At 67.8% G+C, this 19,453-nt stretch carries 16 protein-coding genes; 7 read left to right on the plus strand and 9 right to left on the minus strand.

Features of this window, described 5'->3' with window-relative positions; all coding sequences use genetic code 11:
• Positions 1–55 precede the first annotated feature (55 nt).
• Both AC3WUT_RS16735 and ruvC read right to left on the minus strand, forming a co-directional pair.
• The gene (locus AC3WUT_RS16735) at positions 56–364 is read right to left on the minus strand and encodes a hypothetical protein (protein WP_492348210.1); all 309 of its coding nucleotides are present in this window, start codon (positions 362–364) and stop codon (positions 56–58) included.
• Between the two features lie 135 nt (positions 365–499).
• Positions 500–1,051: a crossover junction endodeoxyribonuclease RuvC gene (gene ruvC / locus AC3WUT_RS16740; RefSeq protein ID WP_492348211.1), complete on the minus strand. Its 552-nt coding sequence runs from the start codon at positions 1,049–1,051 to the stop codon at positions 500–502.
• 134 nt (positions 1,052–1,185) lie between these two features.
• Here ruvC and AC3WUT_RS16745 point away from each other — a divergent pair, with 134 nt between their 5' ends.
• Positions 1,186–1,806: a hypothetical protein gene (locus AC3WUT_RS16745; protein ID WP_492348212.1), complete on the plus strand. Its 621-nt coding sequence runs from the start codon at positions 1,186–1,188 to the stop codon at positions 1,804–1,806.
• Between the two features lie 9 nt (positions 1,807–1,815).
• Here the strand turns inward: AC3WUT_RS16745 and mtgA are convergent, their stop codons facing one another.
• From mtgA to AC3WUT_RS16770, 5 genes are all read right to left on the minus strand, one after another.
• A complete protein-coding gene (gene mtgA, locus AC3WUT_RS16750) occupies positions 1,816–2,547 on the minus strand; it encodes a monofunctional biosynthetic peptidoglycan transglycosylase (protein ID WP_492348213.1) in 732 nt (243 codons plus the stop codon).
• A 16-nt stretch (positions 2,548–2,563) separates the two neighbouring features.
• Complete coding sequence (aroE, locus tag AC3WUT_RS16755) at positions 2,564–3,394, minus strand: shikimate dehydrogenase (protein WP_492348214.1); 831 nt, start codon at positions 3,392–3,394, stop codon at positions 2,564–2,566.
• Positions 3,395–3,474: 80 nt separating this feature from the next.
• Positions 3,475–4,335, minus strand: coding sequence for an energy transducer TonB (locus AC3WUT_RS16760; protein ID WP_492348215.1), 861 nt, complete (start codon positions 4,333–4,335; stop codon positions 3,475–3,477).
• Positions 4,336–4,365: 30 nt separating this feature from the next.
• Positions 4,366–6,426 carry a ribonuclease catalytic domain-containing protein gene (locus AC3WUT_RS16765; protein WP_492348216.1) on the minus strand — a complete coding sequence of 687 codons (2,061 nt, stop codon included), beginning with the start codon at positions 6,424–6,426 and terminating at the stop codon, positions 4,366–4,368.
• Between the two features lie 14 nt (positions 6,427–6,440).
• On the minus strand, positions 6,441–7,028 hold the full coding sequence (locus AC3WUT_RS16770; RefSeq protein ID WP_492348431.1) for a YqiA/YcfP family alpha/beta fold hydrolase: 588 nt from the start codon (positions 7,026–7,028) through the stop codon (positions 6,441–6,443).
• A 157-nt stretch (positions 7,029–7,185) separates the two neighbouring features.
• Here AC3WUT_RS16770 and AC3WUT_RS16775 point away from each other — a divergent pair, with 157 nt between their 5' ends.
• The 3 genes from AC3WUT_RS16775 (at position 7,186) to tldD (ending at position 12,312) form a co-directional block, all read left to right on the plus strand.
• On the plus strand, positions 7,186–9,312 hold the full coding sequence (locus AC3WUT_RS16775) for an HDOD domain-containing protein (RefSeq protein WP_492348217.1): 2,127 nt from the start codon (positions 7,186–7,188) through the stop codon (positions 9,310–9,312).
• Between the two features lie 85 nt (positions 9,313–9,397).
• Positions 9,398–10,552 carry a rod shape-determining protein RodA gene (gene rodA / locus AC3WUT_RS16780; protein WP_492348218.1) on the plus strand — a complete coding sequence of 385 codons (1,155 nt, stop codon included), beginning with the start codon at positions 9,398–9,400 and terminating at the stop codon, positions 10,550–10,552.
• Between the two features lie 299 nt (positions 10,553–10,851).
• Complete coding sequence (gene tldD, locus AC3WUT_RS16785) at positions 10,852–12,312, plus strand: metalloprotease TldD (protein WP_492348219.1); 1,461 nt, start codon at positions 10,852–10,854, stop codon at positions 12,310–12,312.
• Between the two features lie 17 nt (positions 12,313–12,329).
• Here tldD and AC3WUT_RS16790 read toward each other — a convergent pair whose 3' ends face one another.
• Positions 12,330–14,675, minus strand: coding sequence for a membrane-bound PQQ-dependent dehydrogenase, glucose/quinate/shikimate family (locus tag AC3WUT_RS16790; RefSeq protein ID WP_492348220.1), 2,346 nt, complete (start codon positions 14,673–14,675; stop codon positions 12,330–12,332).
• 576 nt (positions 14,676–15,251) lie between these two features.
• Here AC3WUT_RS16790 and AC3WUT_RS16795 point away from each other — a divergent pair.
• On the plus strand, positions 15,252–16,376 hold the full coding sequence (locus AC3WUT_RS16795) for a 3-deoxy-7-phosphoheptulonate synthase (RefSeq protein ID WP_492348221.1): 1,125 nt from the start codon (positions 15,252–15,254) through the stop codon (positions 16,374–16,376).
• 107 nt (positions 16,377–16,483) lie between these two features.
• On the plus strand, positions 16,484–17,422 hold the full coding sequence (gene rocF / locus AC3WUT_RS16800) for an arginase (RefSeq protein WP_492348222.1): 939 nt from the start codon (positions 16,484–16,486) through the stop codon (positions 17,420–17,422).
• 10 nt (positions 17,423–17,432) lie between these two features.
• Here rocF and AC3WUT_RS16805 read toward each other — a convergent pair whose 3' ends face one another.
• Complete coding sequence (locus AC3WUT_RS16805) at positions 17,433–18,359, minus strand: LysR substrate-binding domain-containing protein (protein ID WP_492348223.1); 927 nt, start codon at positions 18,357–18,359, stop codon at positions 17,433–17,435.
• A gap of 115 nt (positions 18,360–18,474) precedes the next feature.
• Between AC3WUT_RS16805 and AC3WUT_RS16810 the strand changes: the two genes are divergently transcribed.
• Entirely contained in the window at positions 18,475–19,416 is a 942-nt protein-coding gene (locus AC3WUT_RS16810) for a hydroxymethylglutaryl-CoA lyase (RefSeq protein WP_492348224.1), read from the plus strand.
• Positions 19,417–19,453: the final 37 nt, after the last annotated feature.

Below are 19,453 nucleotides of genomic sequence, written 5' to 3' on the forward strand. Positions count from 1 at the left end.
CAGGCCCTTGAGTGGCCACGGAGGGCGGGGCGCACCGGCTGGGTCCGGCCGGCGCTCAACGTTCCTCGGTGCGCTGCAATACCAGCCGGGTCAGGGGCATGGTGAGGTTTTCGGGCTCCACCGGGTCAGGGTGCCCCTGCAGGTACACCATCAGGCGTCCGCGCCGCAGCAGCACGTGGCTGACGGTCATGTCCCGGCCTTGCCAGCCCACGCTGCAGCCTGGCTTGTACAAGGCCAGGCTGTAGGTCAGCGGCGCCACGGGGGGCGCGGCAGTCACTGGGGCGTTCGGTTCCGGGCGGTCCAGGGCAGCAGAGGCTGCATCGGCAGCTGGAAGCTCGAAAGCCTCGTCAAGGGTGGAGAACATGGGTGATGGGTTGGCCGGTGCCGGCCGGCAGGAGGATCCCCGCCAGCGGTAGTTCGAGCGTAACCCAGTCGGGCGGGTGAAAACCGTCGAGCAGGTGGCAAATTGCCCCCCATTCCCGGGCCCCTGCCCAGGGCATCAGTAACTGCGCCCGCTTTTGTACATCGCGTGGGTCTTGCGCTGCAGGGTGCCGCCAGCCTCGTTCAGGCGGCTCATGGCCTGGCCCGCGTGGGCGTGGGTGATGGCCATGCCCAGGGCGTCGGCGGCGTCCGTGCCGGGCAGGCCGGGCAGTCGCAGCAGGCGGCGCACCATCTCCTGTACCTGCGACTTGGCCGCCCGTCCGTGGCCGACCACCGCCTTCTTCATCTGCAAGGCGGTGTACTCGGCCACCGGCAGGTCGCATGACACCAGGGCCGTCACGCAGGCGCCACGCGCCTGGCCCAGCAGCAGGGTCGATTGGGGGTTGACGTTGACAAAGATGATTTCAACGGTGGCAACCTCTGGCTGGTAGCGGGCACTCACCTCGCGGATGCCGTCGTACAGCACTTTAAGGCGCCCGGGCAGGTCGCCCAAGGCCAGGTGGGTGGTCTTGATGGTGCCGCTGGCCACGTAGCTCAGCTGTGAACCCTGAACGTCGATCACGCCAAAGCCGGTGGTCTGCAGACCGGGGTCGATGCCAAGAATTCTCATGAGGCCGCCAGTGTAGAGGGTCTCACGCAGGGACTGGTTCAGGAGCAACTTGGCAAACCCTGACCAGGGTCAGATCGTGTGAATGTGATCGCGGATTTACAATTGTTACCTTTACCTCCGATGGGACATCCTCCATGAACTTGAGAGCAGGGGGCTCGGGCGCGGACAAAGGCCTTGCCACGCAGCAGCAACGTCTGCTGCTGCGTCTGGCCGCCCGTCATCGCCAGCGCTCTCTGGTGCAGGCGCGTGGGCGCTGCTTCTCGGCGTCGTTGGATCTGGCCCTGGACGCCCACAAGCGGGGTCTGGCCGTCACGCTGCTGCGCTGGCGCGTGGTGGGGCAGGACGATTTTGTCGACCATTGGGCCGTGCGTTTTGATGACAAGCAGGCCCTGGACCTGAGCAGTGTGCAATTCGATCCGGCCGGCCGCCTGCTGCAACCGATCGGCCTGTACCCCACGCAGTTCGTGGACCGCCGTGAGTACCCGGCCAGCTTGTTTCTGCCCACCTATGCCCGGGTGGCCCTGCACCGGCGCGGGCGCCTGCCCCTGACCTTTCTCAGCTCGGTGTGCAGCGCCATGTGGCGCCATGACCTGGGCATCGCGTGGCGGCGTCTGTCCCTGCGGGAGGTTGCAGAGGTGACCTTGCGCTATGGGGCTCGGCGTCTGGTGCTGGGCATCGAACGTTGGCGCCGCAACCTGGAGCGACGCGAGCGCCGCCTGCGCGGTTTGCCGCCCACAGGACAGACGATGTTGTGAGCGCCCCTTTCAGGGCAGGATCGAGTTGCTCATCCGGCCCTGGATCACGCTGCTGCGGCTGGCCAGGTAGGGTGAGTTGGGCATCTGTTCAAAGTACTTGGGCCGCGGCAGCATCACGGCCAGACGGGCGGCTTCGGCGGGGCTCAAGCGGGCCGCCGGCTTGCGGAAGTAGTGCTGGGCTGCAGCCTCGGCCCCAAACACGCCTTCACCCCATTCGACGCTGTTGAGGTAGATCTCCAGGATGCGCTGCTTGTCCAGAAAGGCCTCCAGCAACAGGGTCAGCATCAGCTCCTGGGCTTTGCGCGGCAGGGTGCGCTCGCCCGACAGCAGCAGGTTCTTGGCCAGTTGCTGGGTGATGGTCGACCCCCCCACCACCTTGGGCGAACGCGTCTTGCTGGCGCTGCCAGGGCGCAGGCTCTGCACGCGGGCCTCGGCCTGGGCATTGCGTTTCCAGGCCTTCTGGATGGCGTCCCAGTCCACACCGTCGTGTTGGGTGAAGCCATCGTCCTCGGAGGCGATCACCGCCCGCTTGAGGTGGTCTGAAATCTGGCCATAGGGCACCCATTGCTGCTGCCAGCGCAGGTGCCCGGTTTCGCGCCGGATGCGCACCGCCTCAGAGCGCTGGAACGCGGTGGAGGCCGGGTCCAGAACCGTCAGCGTCGCCACCCGCAGCACAAAGAACAGCTCCAGCGCCAACCAGGCCAGCAACAGGCAGGCGCTCCAGCGCAGCAGGGCTTTCATGGCCTGGCGTGCTGCCTCACAGTTGCTGGCGCAACTCAGCCAGAACCTGGGCTGAAGGCGGGCGCACGCCGCGCCACAGGGCAAAGGCCTCGGCCGCCTGTTCCACCAGCATGCCCAGACCGTCGCGGCCCTGGGCTCCGTGGGCACGCGCCCAGTCGAGGAAGCCCTGGGCCGCCGGGCCGTACATCATGTCCAGGGCCAGGCAGCCGGGGCGCAGCACGCTGGCGGGCACGGGCACGCCGGCACCGCTGAGGCTGCTGGCCGTGGCGTTGATGACGACGTCGAAGCTGCCTGTCAGTGTCTCCAGCGCCGGGGCCTCCAGGGCCACACCGTGGCTGCGGGCCAGGGCCTGATGCCGGGCCACCAGGGCGATGGCCTTGTCGTGGGTGCGGTTGACCACGGTCAGGCGGGCTGGGCCTGCCTCCAGCAAGGGGCCCAGTACCCCGGCGGCCGCCCCGCCGGCACCGATCAGCAACAGATCCTGGCCTCGCAGCGGCACGCCCGCGTTGTTCTGCAGGTCGTTGACCAGCCCGATGCCGTCGCTGTTGTCGGCGTACAGCCCATCGGCGCGCAGGGTCAGCACATTGGCGGCGCCGGCCAACTCGGCGCGAGGGCTCCGCACCTTGGCCGCCTGAGCCGCCTCGAACTTGAAGGGCACGGTCACGTTGCAGCCTTTGCAGTCTTCAAGCTGCAGCTGGTGCAGGGTTTCGTGGAACTTGTCGAGCTCGACAAGCCGGCGCCCGTACTGCAGGCGCTGACCGGTCAATTCGGCAAAACGGGTGTGGATCCAGGGCGAGCGGCTGTGTTCAACCGGGTTGCCCAACACGCAATAGTGGTCTTGGCTCATGAAGAGGGCTGGCTGGGGCCTGGTGCGCAGGCCGGGGTTGTCTCGGTTGTGTCTCGGGTCGTCTCAGAATTTCAGCGCGATTATCGGACGTTGGCTTCCAGGGTTTCATCGCGGGTGAAGCGAAAGCGCGACACCACCACGATCTGATCGGCCTGGCGACGCATCGCCGGGTTGAAGTTGCCAAAAGGCTCGGCCGAGCGCGCAATGGCCTCGGCTCGCCGGTCCAGCGTGCGATTGCCTGAGCTTTGCACGATCTCGGTGGACAGCAGGCGCCCGCTGGCATTGATGGTCAGCGTCATGGTCAGCTCGCCATACAGTTTCTTGCCGTCTTTCTCGGGGAAGTTCTCGGTCCCCTTGTCTTCCACCTTGTGGCGCAACTGGTCGTAGTAGGTGGCATACACCTCTTCGCGTGTGGCCGGGCTGATGTAGCGCTTTTTGGGACGGGCATTCTCTTCGTTGATGCGCCGTTCGATCTCGGCCAGCAGCTTGAGCAGTTGGCGGCGCTTCTCCTCCTGGGCCTGCTCCTGGGGTGTCAGGCTGCTGCGGGTCGGGTCGGGCCGGGGCAGGCTGGCGAGTTGCTGGTGCACGCTGGTCAGCATGCGGGCCTGCAGTTGTTCCAGTGCAGCCAGCTGGCGCTGGCTTTCTTCGAGGGTGTCGCCCACGCTGTTGAGTGCCGAACTCGGCAGGGGCGAGGTGGCACGGCCCCGGCTGGCCTCGCCACCGCCCGCCAGGCTGGCCTGGGCGATGGCCGTGGGCCGCTCGGCCCGGGCGTCCGACTTGGCGTTCACCAGAATCACTTCGAGCGGGGTGTCCTGGAACACCCGGTTGAAGGATTCCGGGTCGACGATGCGCAGCGTCAGCAGGCCGGCATGCACCAGCGCTGACACGGCCAGCGTGATCTGCAGGGTGCTGAGGTGGTGCAGGAAGGCGAGGGCTCGCACGGTGAGAGCGGGTCGGGTCGGGTCAGGGACTCAGGCGGTGCTCGCTTCGCCCGCAGCGGGCTCTGCTTCGTTCACATCCACCGCAATCGCGATCGGGCCGGCCACGGGCTCGTCGTCGCCCTCGTCCTCGTCGCCAGCGTCCAGCGGCAGTTCGGCATCGAGCCGCTCCACGATGGTGCCACTGACGTCGAGCGCGATCTCGTCGATCTCACCCAGCTTCACCCGCACCCGGGCGCCGCGCGGCAGCCCGTTCATGCCGTGGGCCGCCAGCACCAGGGGCAGCTCGTCGGCGCGCACCAGCACGCTGCCGTTGGGGCCTTCCTTGAACACGGCCGCGGTCAGCTCGGTGATGGCGTTCTGTTGCACGTACTTCAGCGTCCAGAAGCGCTCCATGCCGGCCTGGTAGCCGTTGTAGGCACTGTAGGCCGCATCGAAGCCACTGATGATCGAGAACAGTTCCGCGTCCTTGGGCTTGAACGGGGCCGCCAGGGCCGCCGTCTTGCCGTGGCGGGCGCAGGCGATGATCTGCCATTGATTGACCAGGTCGGTGTAGCGGCGCAGGGGCGAGGTGCTCCAGGCGTAGGCTTTGACGCCGATGCCCGCGTGCGGCTGGGCCTTGGTGCCCATGCGCACCTTCACCCCGGGGGCCAGGCTGGCCTGGCTGCGGTAGATGCCGGGCACGCCGCATTCGGCCAGCCACAGGCCCCAATGGCTGTTGGCCAGGATCATCGCCTCGGCCACGATCAGGTCGAGCGGGGCGCCGCGCTGGCGCACGCTGATCTGCACGGTTTCGTGTCCGCTGGGCTCCGCGCCGTCGTTGCCGACCAGGCGGAAGTTGTAGTCGGGCCGGTTGAAGGTCTCGGGCTTGCCGCGCACCACCTCACGGCGGGCCTTCAGGGTTTTGGCCAGACGCCACAGAAAGGCCATGGTGGCGTGGGTCATGCCCCCGGGCAGTTCGGTCTGGCCCGGGTTGTCGCTCTCCATCCAGGCCTCGGTGACCACCTTGTCGAGCTGGTCGTGGCGCAGGTTGGCCGCGATCGGCACGCGTTCGAGGCGGGTTTCGCTGGCCTGGATCTCCAGGCTGGCTTCGTCAAAGGTCACGTACAGCGACACCGCCGGGCAGGCGCGGCCCTCGGACAGGGTGTAGCGCTGCACCACCTCGTCGGGCAGCATGGTGATCTTGTAGCCCGGCATGTAGACGGTGGACAGGCGATGCCGGGCCACCTGGTCGATCGGTGTGCCGGTCTGCAGTGCCAGGCCGGGCGCTGCAATGTGCACGCCCAGGGTCACCTTGCCACTGCCCAGGCCCTGAACCGACAGCGCGTCGTCGATCTCGGTGGTCTGCGAGTCGTCGATCGAATAGGCCTGCACGCTGGCCAACGGCAGCTCGTCGGTGATTTCGGGCGCTTGCAGGACCGGAAACCCCGTGCCCTTGGGGAAGTTGTCGAACAGAAAGCGCTTCCAGTGGAACTGGTAGGCCGAGTCGATGGCACCCGCCTGACGCAGCAGGTCCAGCGGCGCGGTCTGGGTGGCGCGTGAGGCCTCGACCACGGCCTTGTACTCGGGCGCGTTCTTGTCTGGGCGGAACAGGATCTTGTAGAGCTGATCGCGGATCGGCTGCGGGCATGCGCCCTGGCCCAGTTCGGCGGCCCAGTCGGCGATCTGTTGCAGCAACAGCTTTTTCTTCTCGATCGCGGCCAGCGCCTGCTGCACGATCTCGGCCGGGGCCTTCTTGTAGCGGCCCTTGCCAGCGCGGCGGAAGTAGTGAGGGGCCTCATGCAGGCGGAACAGGGCCGCCGTCTGCTGCACCAGGGTGGCCTGTTCGCTGAAATAGTCGCGGGCCAACTCGGCAAAGCCGAAGTCTTCTTCGGGCGCAAACTCCCAGGCCAGCTCCAGCTCGATGCCTTCGGCTGCAGCCTGGGCCTGGGCGATCAGCTCGCCAGGGGCGGGCTTGTCAAATTTGAGCAGCAGGTTGGCGGCCTTGACCTTGACCCGCTTACCCGATTCCAGTTCCACCTGCAGGGAGCTATCGGCTTCCGACAGAATGCGTCCGGCCTGAAATTTGCCGGCTTCATCAAACAGTGCGTACATGCCGCGATTGTCCCCTAGACCAGATCCAGAAAACCCAGCACCTCATCGAGGTGGGCCGGAAAATCACTGAGCGCATGGTCGCCGCCCTCCAGCACATGCAGGCGCGCACCGGCGTAGCGCGCACTCATTTCTCGCCAGTCCAGCACCTCGTCGCCCTGGGCGATCAGGGCCAGTTCGGGGCCTGGAGCGCAGCGGCCTTCCCCGGCCATGGCCTGCAATTCGTCGACAAAACGGGGCTCGAAATAAAAGCGCTGTTCGGGCTGATGCCAGAAGGTCTGCTCGCCGATGTAGCGTGCCAGGTCGCGTGCTGGATCCACCGCCGGGTTGATGAGCACCGATCGGCAGCCCGTCTGGCGCGCCACCCACGAGGCGTAAAACCCACCCAGCGACGAGCCCACCACGGCCATGCGGGCCTGCGGCCAGTCGCGCAGGCCTTCGCTCAGCAGTTCGGCGGCGGCACGGGGCGAGGGGGGCAACTGGGGACACCACCAGTGCACCTGGGGGTGCCGTTCGGCCACTGCTGCGGCCATCTGGCGGGCCTTGGCCGATTGCGGGGAGGATCGGAATCCGTGCAGGTACAGCAGGTGGGTGGTGCAGGGCATGGGCTGGATAGGCACTGTGGACGGATTCACGGCGAATTGGAAGGCTGAAGTTGGGGTTGCAGTTGAGATCACGGCCGGTCAACAGGCCCTAAACTGGGCGGCATGGCGGGCGCATGCCTGCCCGCCCTGAAACGCCCCGATTCTTCTATTTTGCGACATGAGTGAGCCCAAGTCTGCTGCGCCACCGCCCGAGGCGGGGATCCTGCTGCCCCACGAGGCAGTGGCTGCCGCGCTGGCTTGGCCCCAGGCGCGCTGGGAGCAGGGCCTGGCCGAAACCCCCGAGGAGGGCGTGTTTGCCGCGGGGGTGCTGCTGGCTGAAATGCTCACCGGCACGGCCTCCGAGCAGCGTGCGGCGGGCCGCTCGCACGACGCGCTGGAGCGCCGTTTCCAGGACCTGCCCGAAGACTGGGGGCGCAACCTCGACCCGCCTTTGCAGGCCCAGATCACCCGCGCCCTGAACCCCGAGCCCGAGCTGCGCTTTGCCCAGGTCACCGAGTTCCAGGCCGCCCTGTCGGCCTGGGCCGGCACGACGGCGGCACGCACGCTCGAGACCTTGCTGACGCGCATGCGCCGCCAGGGCGACTTTCCGGCCCTGGCCGACTCCATGGGCCGCATCCTCAAGGTGGCCGGCTCCGACGATCACAGCCTGGAAGACCTGGCCCGCGAGATCCTGCGCGATGTGGCCCTGACGCAGCAGTTGCTGCGCCTGGTCAACAGCGCGCAGTACGCCCAGGTCAGCGGCATGGTGACCACGGTGTCGCGGGCGGTGGGGCTGGTGGGCTTCAATGGGGTGCGTAACCTGGCCCTGAGCCTGAAGCTGCTGGAGCGCATGCCCGACCAGGCGCATGCGGTCCAGCTCAAGACGCAGTTCCTGCGCGCGCTCATGGCGGGCTCGCTGGCCAGTGAGCTGTGCGCGGTACAGCACCTGCGCGAAGACGCTTTTCTGGCTGCGCTGTTCCAGAACCTCGGTCGCATGCTGCTGGGCTATTACTTTCCAGCCGAAGCGGTGCAATTGGAGCGGGCCGTGGCCGAAGAGCGCTTTTCGGGCGGCGAGGTCACGGCAGCCATCCATTACCTGGGCCTGAGCCTGGAAGACTTCGGCTGCGGTGTGGCGCGCAGCTGGGGCCTGCCCACCGACCTGCTGTATTGCATGCGCCGACCTTTCGGCCGCCCCCCGGCCCGCCGCCCGCAGACCGGGCGCGAGTACCTGCGCTGGCTGGCCGTGGCGGCCAACGACCTCACGGCCGCGCTGGCTGGCCCTGACAGCGTTGAGCCGGCGCAGCGCCTCAAGGCCGTCACCGACCGCTATGCCCGGGTACTGGGCCTGGGGGCCGAAGATTTCCAGGACGGCGTGATCCAGGCCCAGGCCCGCCTCAAGGGCATGGCCGACGCCCTGGGCTTTCCGGCCAGCCAGACGCGCAGCCTCACCCAACCCGTACCTCAACCCGCCCCCCAGCCCGCCCCCCAGCCCGCCCCCCAGCCTGCTCCACAGGGGGGACTACCCTCTTTGCCAACCCCGGCTGCTCCCGGGGCCCTTGCCGCACCGGCGCCTGCGCAGGGGGCTGCACCAGCGCCCGTGGTCCTGGCGCCCAAGGCGGCCGTGGCCGCGGCACCTGTGGTGCGGCCACCAGCCGGCGAACCCGCCCCGGCAGTCGCTCATTCGCGGCCTGCACCCCTGGGGCCGGCAGCCGGGCCCTCGTCCACCCAGGCGCGCACGAGCCGGCTGGGCCGTCAGCACGAGGCCCTGCGCGCGCTGGAGCGCAGCCTGCAGTCCTGGCTGGACGAGCCCGATGCGGCCCGCCAGGTGCCATTGGCGGAAGGCTTGCGCAAGCTGGTCACCGGCTTGCACGGCGCGCTGGAGACCGATCGGGTGGTGTTTTGCCTGCGCGACCCCCAGGCCGCTGCCGTGTCGGCCCGCCTGGCCGTTGGGGTGGGGGCGGCGCCACTGCAGGCGGTTTTCCGCGTCGAGTTGGGACCGGGGCAGGGCGGCGCGCTGGGCCAGGCCTGCCGCAGCGGCGAACTCACGGTGGTGCCCGATGTGGCCTCCGACCCGGCCTTGCGCCGGCAATTGCCGGCCTGGTTGTGCGAACCCGCGGCACCTGCCGCCTACTGGTTGCTGCCCCTGCTGCACCGCGACAACGTGTTTGCCCTGTTGTATGCCGACACCGCCACGCCCGGCACCTTGCTGATGGACCCGGGCTCACGCGAACTGCTGCGCAGACTGGGCGCGCAACTGGTGCAGTTGTTCCGCTTGCGCCAGGCGCGTCCCGACAAGGCGGCCTGAGCGGCACCTGCCCCGCGGCCAGCGTGCGGCGCACTCAGTAGCCGGGCCGGCCGGTCAGACTTGTCGCTGGGCCGATAATCGCGCCATGTCCGCCGTCTTTGAAAAGCCGTCCTTGCGCCAGCGTCTGATGCCCCTGTTCCAGGGCTTCGACGGGCCCTTGGCGTTTGCCGTCTTCCTGCTGGTGTGCGCAGGTTTGCTCACCATGTATTCCTCTGGCTATGACCATGGCACGCGCTTTGTCGACCATGGGCGCAACATGATCCTGGCGGGCATGATCATGTTCGTGGTGGCCCAGGTGCCGCCCCAACGCCTGATGACCTTCGCCGTGCCCCTGTATGTGCTGGGGGTGTCGCTGCTGGTGGCCGTGGCCTTGTTCGGCCTGACCAAGAAGGGCGCGCGCCGCTGGATCAACCTGGGGGTGGTCATCCAGCCCAGCGAGATCCTCAAGATTGCCATGCCACTGATGCTGGCCTGGTGGTTTCAGCGCCGAGAGGGGCAGCTGCGACCCCTTGATTTTCTGGTGGCCGGTCTGTTGCTGGTGCTGCCGGTGGGCCTGATCATGAAGCAACCCGACCTGGGTACCTCGCTGCTGGTGCTGGCCGCGGGCCTGTCGGTGATCTTTTTTGCCGGGCTCAGTTGGCGCCTGATCCTGCCGCCGGTGCTGCTTGGCGTGATCGGCGTGGCCCTGATCGTGTGGTTCGAGCCCCGGCTGTGCGCTGATGGCGTGCGCTGGCCGGTGCTGCATGATTACCAGCAGCAGCGCATCTGCACCTTGCTCGACCCCTCGCGGGACCCCTTGGGCAAGGGTTTTCACATCATCCAGGGCATGATCGCGATTGGTTCGGGGGGGGTGTTCGGCAAGGGCTTCATGGCAGGCACCCAGACCCACCTCGAGTTCATCCCCGAGCGCACCACCGACTTCATTTTTGCAGCGTTCTCCGAGGAGTTCGGCCTGATCGGCAACCTGTGCCTGGTGGTGTCGTTCCTGTTCCTGATCGGGCGCGGTCTGATGATCGCGCTGGAGGCGCCCACCCTGTTCTCGCGCCTGCTGGCCGGGGCCGTGTGCTGCATCTTCTTCACCTACGCCTTTGTGAACATGGGCATGGTGAGCGGCATCCTGCCCGTGGTGGGCGTGCCTTTGCCCTTCATCAGCTACGGCGGCACGGCCATGGTCACACTGGGCATGGGGCTGGGGATTCTGATGTCGGTGGCGCGGGCCAAGCGCCTGGTACCCACCTGAATGTGCCCCCACGCTCCTTCACTTCGTGTGGTCGCTGCCCCCCGGAGGGGGCCCAGCCCGCCTTGGGGCGGCCCGGCGTCGGGCTGATGTGGCCCCCACGGTCGTGCACTTCGTGTCACTCCCACGTGCGGCCGCGAGACGCGGACGCTCTTCGCCCTGTCCAGCCCTGCGCAGGCAGGCCTGGAGCCGCAGGGCTCAGCTCCCCAAGGGGGCTCAGGCCAGCTTGGGGCGGCCCGGCGCCGGCCTGGGCCTTGCCCCCACAGGTCGGTCGGGCGGCGGGCGAGCCCTAAAATGGCCGCATGATTTCACGCGAACCCACCCTCGAGCGCCTGGCCATTGCCCGGCAATTGCTGCTTGAACCCTTTGGTCTGGACGAGACCCATCTGACGAAGGCGCTCAACGAGATCCGGGCGCACCGGGTGGACGACGCGGATCTTTACTTCCAGTACACCCGTGCCGAGGGCTGGAGCCTGGAAGAAGGCATCGTCAAGACAGGCTCTTTCAGCATCGACCAAGGGGTGGGCGTGCGCGCCGTCAGCGGCGAGAAAACCGCCTTTGCCTACTCCGACGACATTTCGCTGGCCTCGCTGCTGGACGCGGCCCACACGGTGCGCACCATCTCGGGCCAGGGCGGCAACGCCCGGGTGCGGGCGGCAGCCCGCAAGGTGGCGCCCAGCCGTTCGCTGTACCCCGGGCTCGACCCGATCGCCACCCTGGACAGCACCGCCAAGGTACGCCTGCTGGAAAAGGTGGAGCAGCGCGCCCGGGCCCGCGACCCGCGCGTGGTGCAGGTGATGGCCGGCCTGGCCGGTGAGTACGACGTGGTGCTGATTGCCCGTGCCGACGGTACCCTGGCGGCCGATGTGCGCCCGCTGGTGCGCCTGTCGGTCACCGTGATCGCCGAGCACAATGGCCGCCGCGAGGTGGGCTCGGGCGGTGGCGGTGGTCGTTTCGGCATGGCTTATTTCGACGACGCCGTGATCGACACCTATGTGTCCGACGCGGTGAACGCGGCACTCACCAACCTCGAAGCCCGCCCGGCCCCGGCGGGTGAGCTGACCGTGGTGCTCGGCCCGGGCTGGCCCGGTGTGCTGTTGCACGAAGCCATCGGCCACGGCCTGGAGGGCGATTTCAACCGCAAGGGTTCGAGCGCCTTCACCGGCCGCATTGGCCAGCGTGTGGCCGCCAAGGGCGTGACCGTGCTCGACGACGGCACCATCGCCGACCGCCGTGGTTCGCTCAACGTGGACGACGAGGGCCACGTCACCCAGCGCAACGTGCTGATCGAAGACGGTATCTTGAAGGGCTACATCCAGGATTCGATGAACGCCCGCCTGATGGGCGTGAAACCCACCGGCAACGGCCGCCGCGAAAGCTACGCCCATGTGCCCATGCCGCGCATGACCAACACCTACATGCTGGGGGGTGACAAAACCCCCGAAGAGATCGTGGCCAGCATCAAGAAAGGCTTGTACGCCACCAATTTCGGTGGCGGCCAGGTCGACATCACCTCGGGCAAATTCGTGTTCTCGGCCAGCGAAGCGTACTGGGTGGAAAACGGCAAGATCCAGTACCCCGTCAAGGGCGCCACCCTGGTGGGCAGCGGCCCCGAGGCCCTCAAGCGCGTCTCCATGATCGGCAACGACATGCGCCTGGACAGCGGTGTGGGCACCTGCGGCAAGGAAGGCCAGAGCGTGCCGGTGGGGGTGGGTCAGCCCACCCTGCGCATCGATGGCATGACGGTGGGCGGCACCGCCTGAGCCTGCGCTGCTGCCCCTCAGCGCAGGGCAAAAGCCATCACATAGTCGCCCAGGCGCTTGGAGTACGCGGCCCCGCCGGCCGTCACCACGATGTACTGCTTGCCTGTCTTGGGCGACACATAGCTCATGGGGGTGGCGCTGCTGCCCACGGGCAGCGGGTGTTTCCAGACCTCGGCACCCGTCTGGGCGTCGTAGGCGCGCAGGTAGAAATCCTGGCTGCCCGAGTAGAACACCAACCCACCCGCCGTGCTCAGCGTGCCTGCGTAGCTGGGCATGCCGATGGGCATGGGCAGCCCCAGCCGCAGGCCCAGGGGCCCCTGCTCACCGGCGGTGCCCGCAGGCACCTGCCAGGCCACGCGCCGGGTTTTCAGGTCGATCGCCGTCAGCGTGCCGAAGGGCGGTTGCACGCAAGGCACCCCCAACTTGGACAGCCAGATCGTGGTGTAGATGCCGTAAGGCGTGCCCAGCTGGGCCGAGGGCCCATGCCCATCGCTGACCGGCGGGTGGGCTTTTGAGAACTCGGCATAGTCGGCGCGTGGCACCAACTGGAACACGCTGGGCACGCGGATGTCGTTCAGAAACACCCGTTGGTTGTGGGGGTCCACCGACACGCTGCCCCAGTTCATGCCGCCGACATTGCCGGGCTGCTGAATGGCGCGCTGCAGGCCGGGCGGCGTGAAGTCTCCGTCGTAGCGCATCTGGCGGTACTCGATGCGGCACAGCAACTGGTCGAACATCGTCATGCCCCACATCTTGTTTTCGCTGAGGTGTTCGGCCCCGACGGTGGGCAGGCCGACCGAGTAAGGCTGTGTGGGTGACAGTGTTTCTTCGGGGACGGCACCGTTTTGCGGCACGGGCTTTTCGGCCACTTCGGCCAGGGGTTTGCCGGTGGCGCGATTCAGCAAGAAGATCTGGCCGCGCTTGGTGGTCTGCAGCACCGCCGGCACCTGGCCGCCCTGGCCGTCGGGCAGATCGATCAGGGCCGGTTGCGAGGGCAGGTCGTAGTCCCAGAGGTCGTGGTGCACGGTCTGGAATGACCAGCGTGGCCGCCCGGTGCGGATGTCCAGCGCCACCAGCGAGGAGTTGTATTCGTCCGAGTGGGCCGGCCGGTCGCGCCCGTAGTAGTCGGGCGTGGCATTGCCCAGGGGCGCGTAGACCAGGCCCAATTCGTCGTCGTAGGCGGCGGTGCTCCACATGTTGGGCGTGCCCCGGGTGTAGCTCTGGCCCTCGGGGGGCAGGCGGGTGGTGGCCGGGTGGCCCAGGTCCCAGGCCCACACCAGGTCACCGGTGCGGGCGCTGAAGGCGCGGATCACGCCCGAGGGCTCGCCGCGCATCTGGTTGTCCACCACCCAGCCGCCCACCACGATCAGGTCGCGTGCCACCAGCGGGGCCGAGGTCTGGAAATAGAAGCCAGGCTGCACCGGGCCCATGCCCTGGGCCAGCGACACCGTGCCCTGTTGGCCGAAACCTTCGCATGGCTGGCCGCTGTGCGCGTCCAGCGCGATCAGGCGGGCATCCATGGTGGTTTGCACGATGCGCTCGCGGCAGCGGTGGGCAGCACCGCCTGCGGCCGTCGTGGGGGCGCCGTCCGGGCCAGGCTGGGTGTCCCGCCAGTAGCCCAGGCCGCGGCAGCGTTGCCAGAACGGGGCGCTGGCCTGGGGGTCGAACAGCCAGCGCTGCTGGCCGGTGTCGGCGTCCAGTGCGATCACCCGGTCGCGCCGGGTGCAGCTGTACACCAGCGTGCCGATCTGCAGCGGGGTGTTCTGGTCCACCCCGGGCTGGGTGTCGCCGCTGCGGTAGGTCCAGGCCGGTTGCAGGCGGTACACGGTGTCGCGGTTGATCTGGTCGAAAGGGGCATCGCGCCGCCCCTCAGGCGTGCGGCCGTAGGCCAGCCAATCCGCAGGCCGGTTGTCGCCGCGCGGCGGGTCATAGGCCATCGTCGCATCCGGCCGCACCTCACCATGCGGCACAAAGGCCAGCGCCAGCCCCAGCATGAAGGCCAGCCCAAATCCCAGGCCGGCCAGCGCGGTGCCTGCGCCACCCGGCCCCTGGGCCGGGCGGGGCGCCAGCAGCAGCGACACGGTGGCCAAGGCCAGCGGCGCCATCAGCCGAGGGAACAGGGCCCAAAAGTCGAAGCCGCATTCCCACAGTGCCCAGGGCACACTGAGCACGGCCAGTGCGGCCACCCACCAGGCCCCGCTGGCCCGTCGGCGCCCCATCAGGCCGGCGGCACCCAGCAGCACCAGGCCGGCCGCCAGGTAATAGGGCGAGCCGCCCAGCCACAGCAACTGGCCGCCCCCCAGGCTCAAACCCAGCGCCATCAAGGCCACGAGCAAGGCCCAGGCTCGTCCGATCAGACCCATGTCGCACTCCTTCAGCAAGGTGAAAACCCATTCTTTGAAGCACTTGGGGTCGTCGGATGGCAATCGCGCGGGTGCTCGGTCAGGCGGTCGGGCTGGGCTGCGCAAGGGTGGGCTACGCACCCAGGATGGCGGAACCCGGGCCGCCACCCTGGCAGGTGGATGAACGGTTGTGAGTACCGTCCGGCCCCTTGCTACACAAAAAAGCAAATATTTTTATGTGCCGCCAAAGGACGGTTGCGACGGCCTTTTTGCCTGTTTTTGAGGCAAAAGTGCGTTCTTGTCGCGCCATTCGCGCGCTTTGCGCACGCTGGCGATGCCTATCGCGCAAAAAAACCGATGTGGTGTGCGAGCGACAGACGGCAACTTTGGCTTTTGCTGTGCTAAATTGCCTGCCATGCAAGTTCGCGCAGCCTTTTATTTTTACTTTTGGTTCTCTGTCCCCGGCGGACGAGAGGCGAGCGCGTAAGCACCCGAACACCCCCTCCCAGGAACCGCCGAAGCTGAAAAGCCCGGCGGTTTTTTTCTGCCCGACCGAAAACCGATTCCAACCCGTTTCAAATCCAAAGGAGCCCCGCCATGAACAAGCCCAGCACCAAGGCCGATGCCTGGTACGCGAATGTCGACAAGACCAGCCAGACCGACGACAAACGCATCAAGGACATCACCGTGCTTCCCCCGCCCGAACATCTGATCCGCTTCTTCCCCATCCACGGCACGCAAGTCGAGTCGCTGATCACCGAAACCCGTCACAACATCCACAACATCATGGCCGGCAAGGACGACCGCCTGCTGGTGGTGATTGGCCCCTGCTCGATCCACGACCCGGCGGCCGCCGTCGAATACGCCCGCCGCCTCAAGGTGGAGCGCGAAAAATACGCCGACACGCTGGAGATCGTGATGCGTGTCTACTTCGAGAAGCCCCGCACCACCGTCGGCTGGAAGGGCCTGATCAACGACCCCTACCTCGACGAGAGCTACCGCATCGACGAAGGTCTGCGCATTGCCCGACAACTGCTGATCGAAATCAACCGCCTGGGCCTGCCGGCCGGCAGCGAGTTCCTCGACGTGATCTCGCCCCAGTACATCGGCGACCTCATCAGCTGGGGCGCCATCGGCGCGCGCACCACTGAAAGCCAGGTGCACCGCGAGCTGGCCTCGGGCATTTCGGCCCCGATCGGCTTCAAGAACGGTACCGACGGCAATATCCGCATCGCCACCGACGCCATCCAGGCGGCCGCCCGCGGTCACCACTTCCTGTCGGTGCACAAGAACGGCCAGGTCGCCATCGTGCAGACCCAGGGCAACAAGGACTGCCACGTGATCCTGCGCGGCGGCAAAACCCCCAACTACGATGCCGAGAGCGTGGCCGCGGCCTGCAAGGAACTGGAAGCCTCCAAGTTGCCCGCCACCCTGATGGTGGACTGCAGCCATGCCAACAGCAGCAAGCAACACCAGCGTCAGATCGACGTGGCGCGTGACATCGCCACCCAGATCGAAGCCGGTTCGCACCAGGTGTTCGGCCTGATGGTGGAAAGCCACCTGCAAGCCGGCGCCCAGAAGTTCACGCCGGGCAAGGACGTGGTCAGCGCCCTGGAATACGGCAAGAGCATCACCGACGCCTGCCTGGGCTGGGACGACTCGGCCGACGTGCTGGCCCTGCTGTCCGACGCCGTCAAGACCCGCCGCGCCCGCAAGGCCTGAGCGCTGTTGCGCCTTTGAAAAGAGCACCCTCGCGGTGCTCTTTTTGCTGGTGCGGGCCAAGGCCTTGCTTTGTATAGTGGGCAGTCAGCCACCTCCAGGAGCACCGCATGAACCCGCCCACCGCAGCTCGCACGCCCCTGGCACCGGTCTGCCTGATTGGTGCCCCCACCGATGTGGGGGCCAGCCGCCGGGGCGCCTCGATGGGCCCGGAGGCCTTGCGGGTGGCGGGCCTGGCGGCGGCCTTGCAAGGCCTGGGTCGGCAGGTGCTGGACGGCGGCGACCTGTCTGGGCCGGCCAACCCGCAGAGCCTCGTGCAGGCGGGCTACCGCCACCTGGACGAGGTCATCGCCTGGAATCGCGCCGTGTACCGGGCCACGCTGGCCAGCCTGGGTGCTGGGCAGTTACCGGTGCTGCTGGGCGGCGACCACAGCGTGGCGATCGGCTCGATCAGCGCCGTGGCCCGGCATTGCCGTGAGCAGGGCCAGCGCCTGCGGGTGCTGTGGCTGGATGCCCATGCCGATGTCAATGTGGGCGAAACCACCCCCAGCGGCAACCTGCACGGCATGCCCGTGTCCTGCCTGTGCGGCCTGGGCCCCGAGGCCCTGACCACCCTGGGCGGCCCGATGCCCGCGCTGCAGCCCTCTGAGTTGCGCCAGATCGGCCTGCGCAGCGTGGACCCGGCCGAAAAGCTCGAACTGCGCCACCTGGGCATCGAGGCCTACGACATGCGTTTCATCGACGAACATGGCATGGCCGAGACCCTGCGCCGGGCCCTGGCCGGGCTGGACGAACACACCCACCTGCACGTGAGCCTGGACGCCGATTTTCTGGACCCCGACATTGCGCCGGGCGTGGGCACTGCGGTGCCTGGGGGCCCGGGCTACCGCGAGGCCCAGCTGTGCATGGAAATGGTGGCCGACACCGGCCGGCTGGGCTCGCTCGATGTGGTGGAGCTCAACCCTGCCTGCGATGTGCGCAACCAGACCGCCGAGTGCCTGGTGGCCATGATCGAGAGCCTGCTGGGCAAATCGGTGCTGCTGCGCTGAGCAGGCGGGCTCAGGCCGCAGTCGGCGGCGCCGACCCGCCAGCAGCCCGTTCTGCCAGATAGGCCAGCAGGCGCTGCGCGGCCGGCGTCAGGTCCTGCTGGCGCCGAAAGCAGATCGAGAACGTGCGGTGGGCCCAGTCGTCCAGCAGGGCCACGGTCTGGATGCGGCCTGCCGCGGTGTGCAGGCGGCTGATCTCAAGCGGCACCACGCTCACCCCCAGGCCGGCACTGACCACCCGGAAGGCCGCGTCAAAGTTGGACACCACCGCCCGGTAGCTCAGCGGCTTGCCCGCCTTGACCGCACAGCGATGCAGCAGGGTGTAGACCGCCGTGGCCGGCGGCAGCCCCACGTGCTCGAAATCCAGCGTGTCTTCAAAGTGCAGCGCCGGGTGCCCGGCCAATGGGTGGCCTTGCGGCACGGCCAGCACCAGCTCGTCGCGGCGGTAGGGGCGGCTTTCCAGCCCGCCCAGATCGACCTGGCTCCAGCACACGCCGAGCGACACCGCCCCGTCGCGCACCAGGCCCACGATGTCGTTGGAGACCCGTTCTTCGATGGCGATCTGGATGTTCTGGTGCCGGGGCTCGCGCATGAAGCCCGCCAGGTCATCCAGCAGCGATTCGGCGATCGCCGAGGCACTGGCCACCACCCGCACATGCCCTTGAATGCCCCCTTTGAAGCCGGCCATGTCGGCTTCGATCTTCTCCATCGTGAACAACACCGTGCGGGCATGCTCCAGCAGCACCTGCCCGGCTGGCGTGGGTTCGGTGCCGCGCCGCCCGCGCACCAGCACCTGCAGGCCCAGGGCGTCTTCCAGTTGGGTGATGCGCTTGCTGATGGCCGAGGGCTCGATCAGCTCCTGGGCCGCCGCATCCTTGATGTTGCCCAGGTCGCAAACGGCCACCAGCAGGCGCAGGGTTTTCAGGTCAAGGTCTCTCATAGGGTTTCCATTATGGAATTCAAACGGTGCCGATCTTTCATTTGATGTTTTATTCGGAATTTTAGAAACTCTCAGAACTTTCAAAACACGTCCTTGAGACGCGGAGACAGCCCTCATGACCCCACTTCCCCCCCGCGCGGTGATCCGCGAGGTCGGCCTGCGCGACGGCCTGCAAAGCATCCAGACCGTTTTGCCCACGGCGCAGAAAGTGGCCTGGATCGATCAGGCCCATGCCGCCGGACTGCGTGAGATCGAGGTGGGCTCGTTTGTGCCGGCCCGCCTGCTGCCCCAACTGGCCGACACCGCCGAGCTGCTGGCCCATGCCAAGACCTTGCCCGGGCTGTTTGCCTCGGTGCTGGTGCCCAACCTGCGAGGCGCAGAAGCCGCCCTGGCCGGCGATGCCGACCTGATGCTGCTGCCGTTGTCTGCCAGCCATGCGCACAGCCTGGCCAACCTGCGCAAGACCCCCGATGAGGTGGTGGCCGAACTGGGCCGCATCCGGGCCGCCCGCGATGCCTCGGGCCGCAAGACCCTGATCGAAGGCGGCGTTGGCACCGCCTTCGGCTGCACCCTGCAAGGCGAGGTGAAGCCCGCCGAAGTACTGCGCCTGATGCAGGCCCTGCTGGACGCCGGTGCCGACCGCGTGAGCCTGGCCGACACGGTGGGCTATGCCGACCCGGCCTCGGTCAGCCGCCTGTTCGAACAGGCCCTGCGCCTGGTGGGCGAGCGCTTCTGGTGTGGTCATTTCCACGACACCCGCGGGCTGGCGCTGGCCAATGTCTACGCCTCGCTGGCGCTGGGAGTGAACCGCTTCGATGCCTCGCTGGCCGGCATTGGCGGCTGTCCGCACGCGCCCGGTGCCAGCGGCAATGCCGCCAGCGAAGACCTGGCCTTTCTGCTCGAAGCCGGCGGTGTGGCCACCGGCATCGACCTGCCGCGCCTGCTGGCCCTGCGGGCCCAGGTCACGGGCTGGCTGGCCGGCGAGGCCACGCACGGCAGCCTGCACCGGGCCGGCCTGCCCAAGACCTTTCTGCCAGCCGGTGCCATGCCCTGCTGAGCCCCCACCCCTGCATATCCACCCCAACGAGACTGGC

The sequence above is a fragment of the Curvibacter sp. EU05-FHT14A10 genome, from assembly GCF_058791075.1.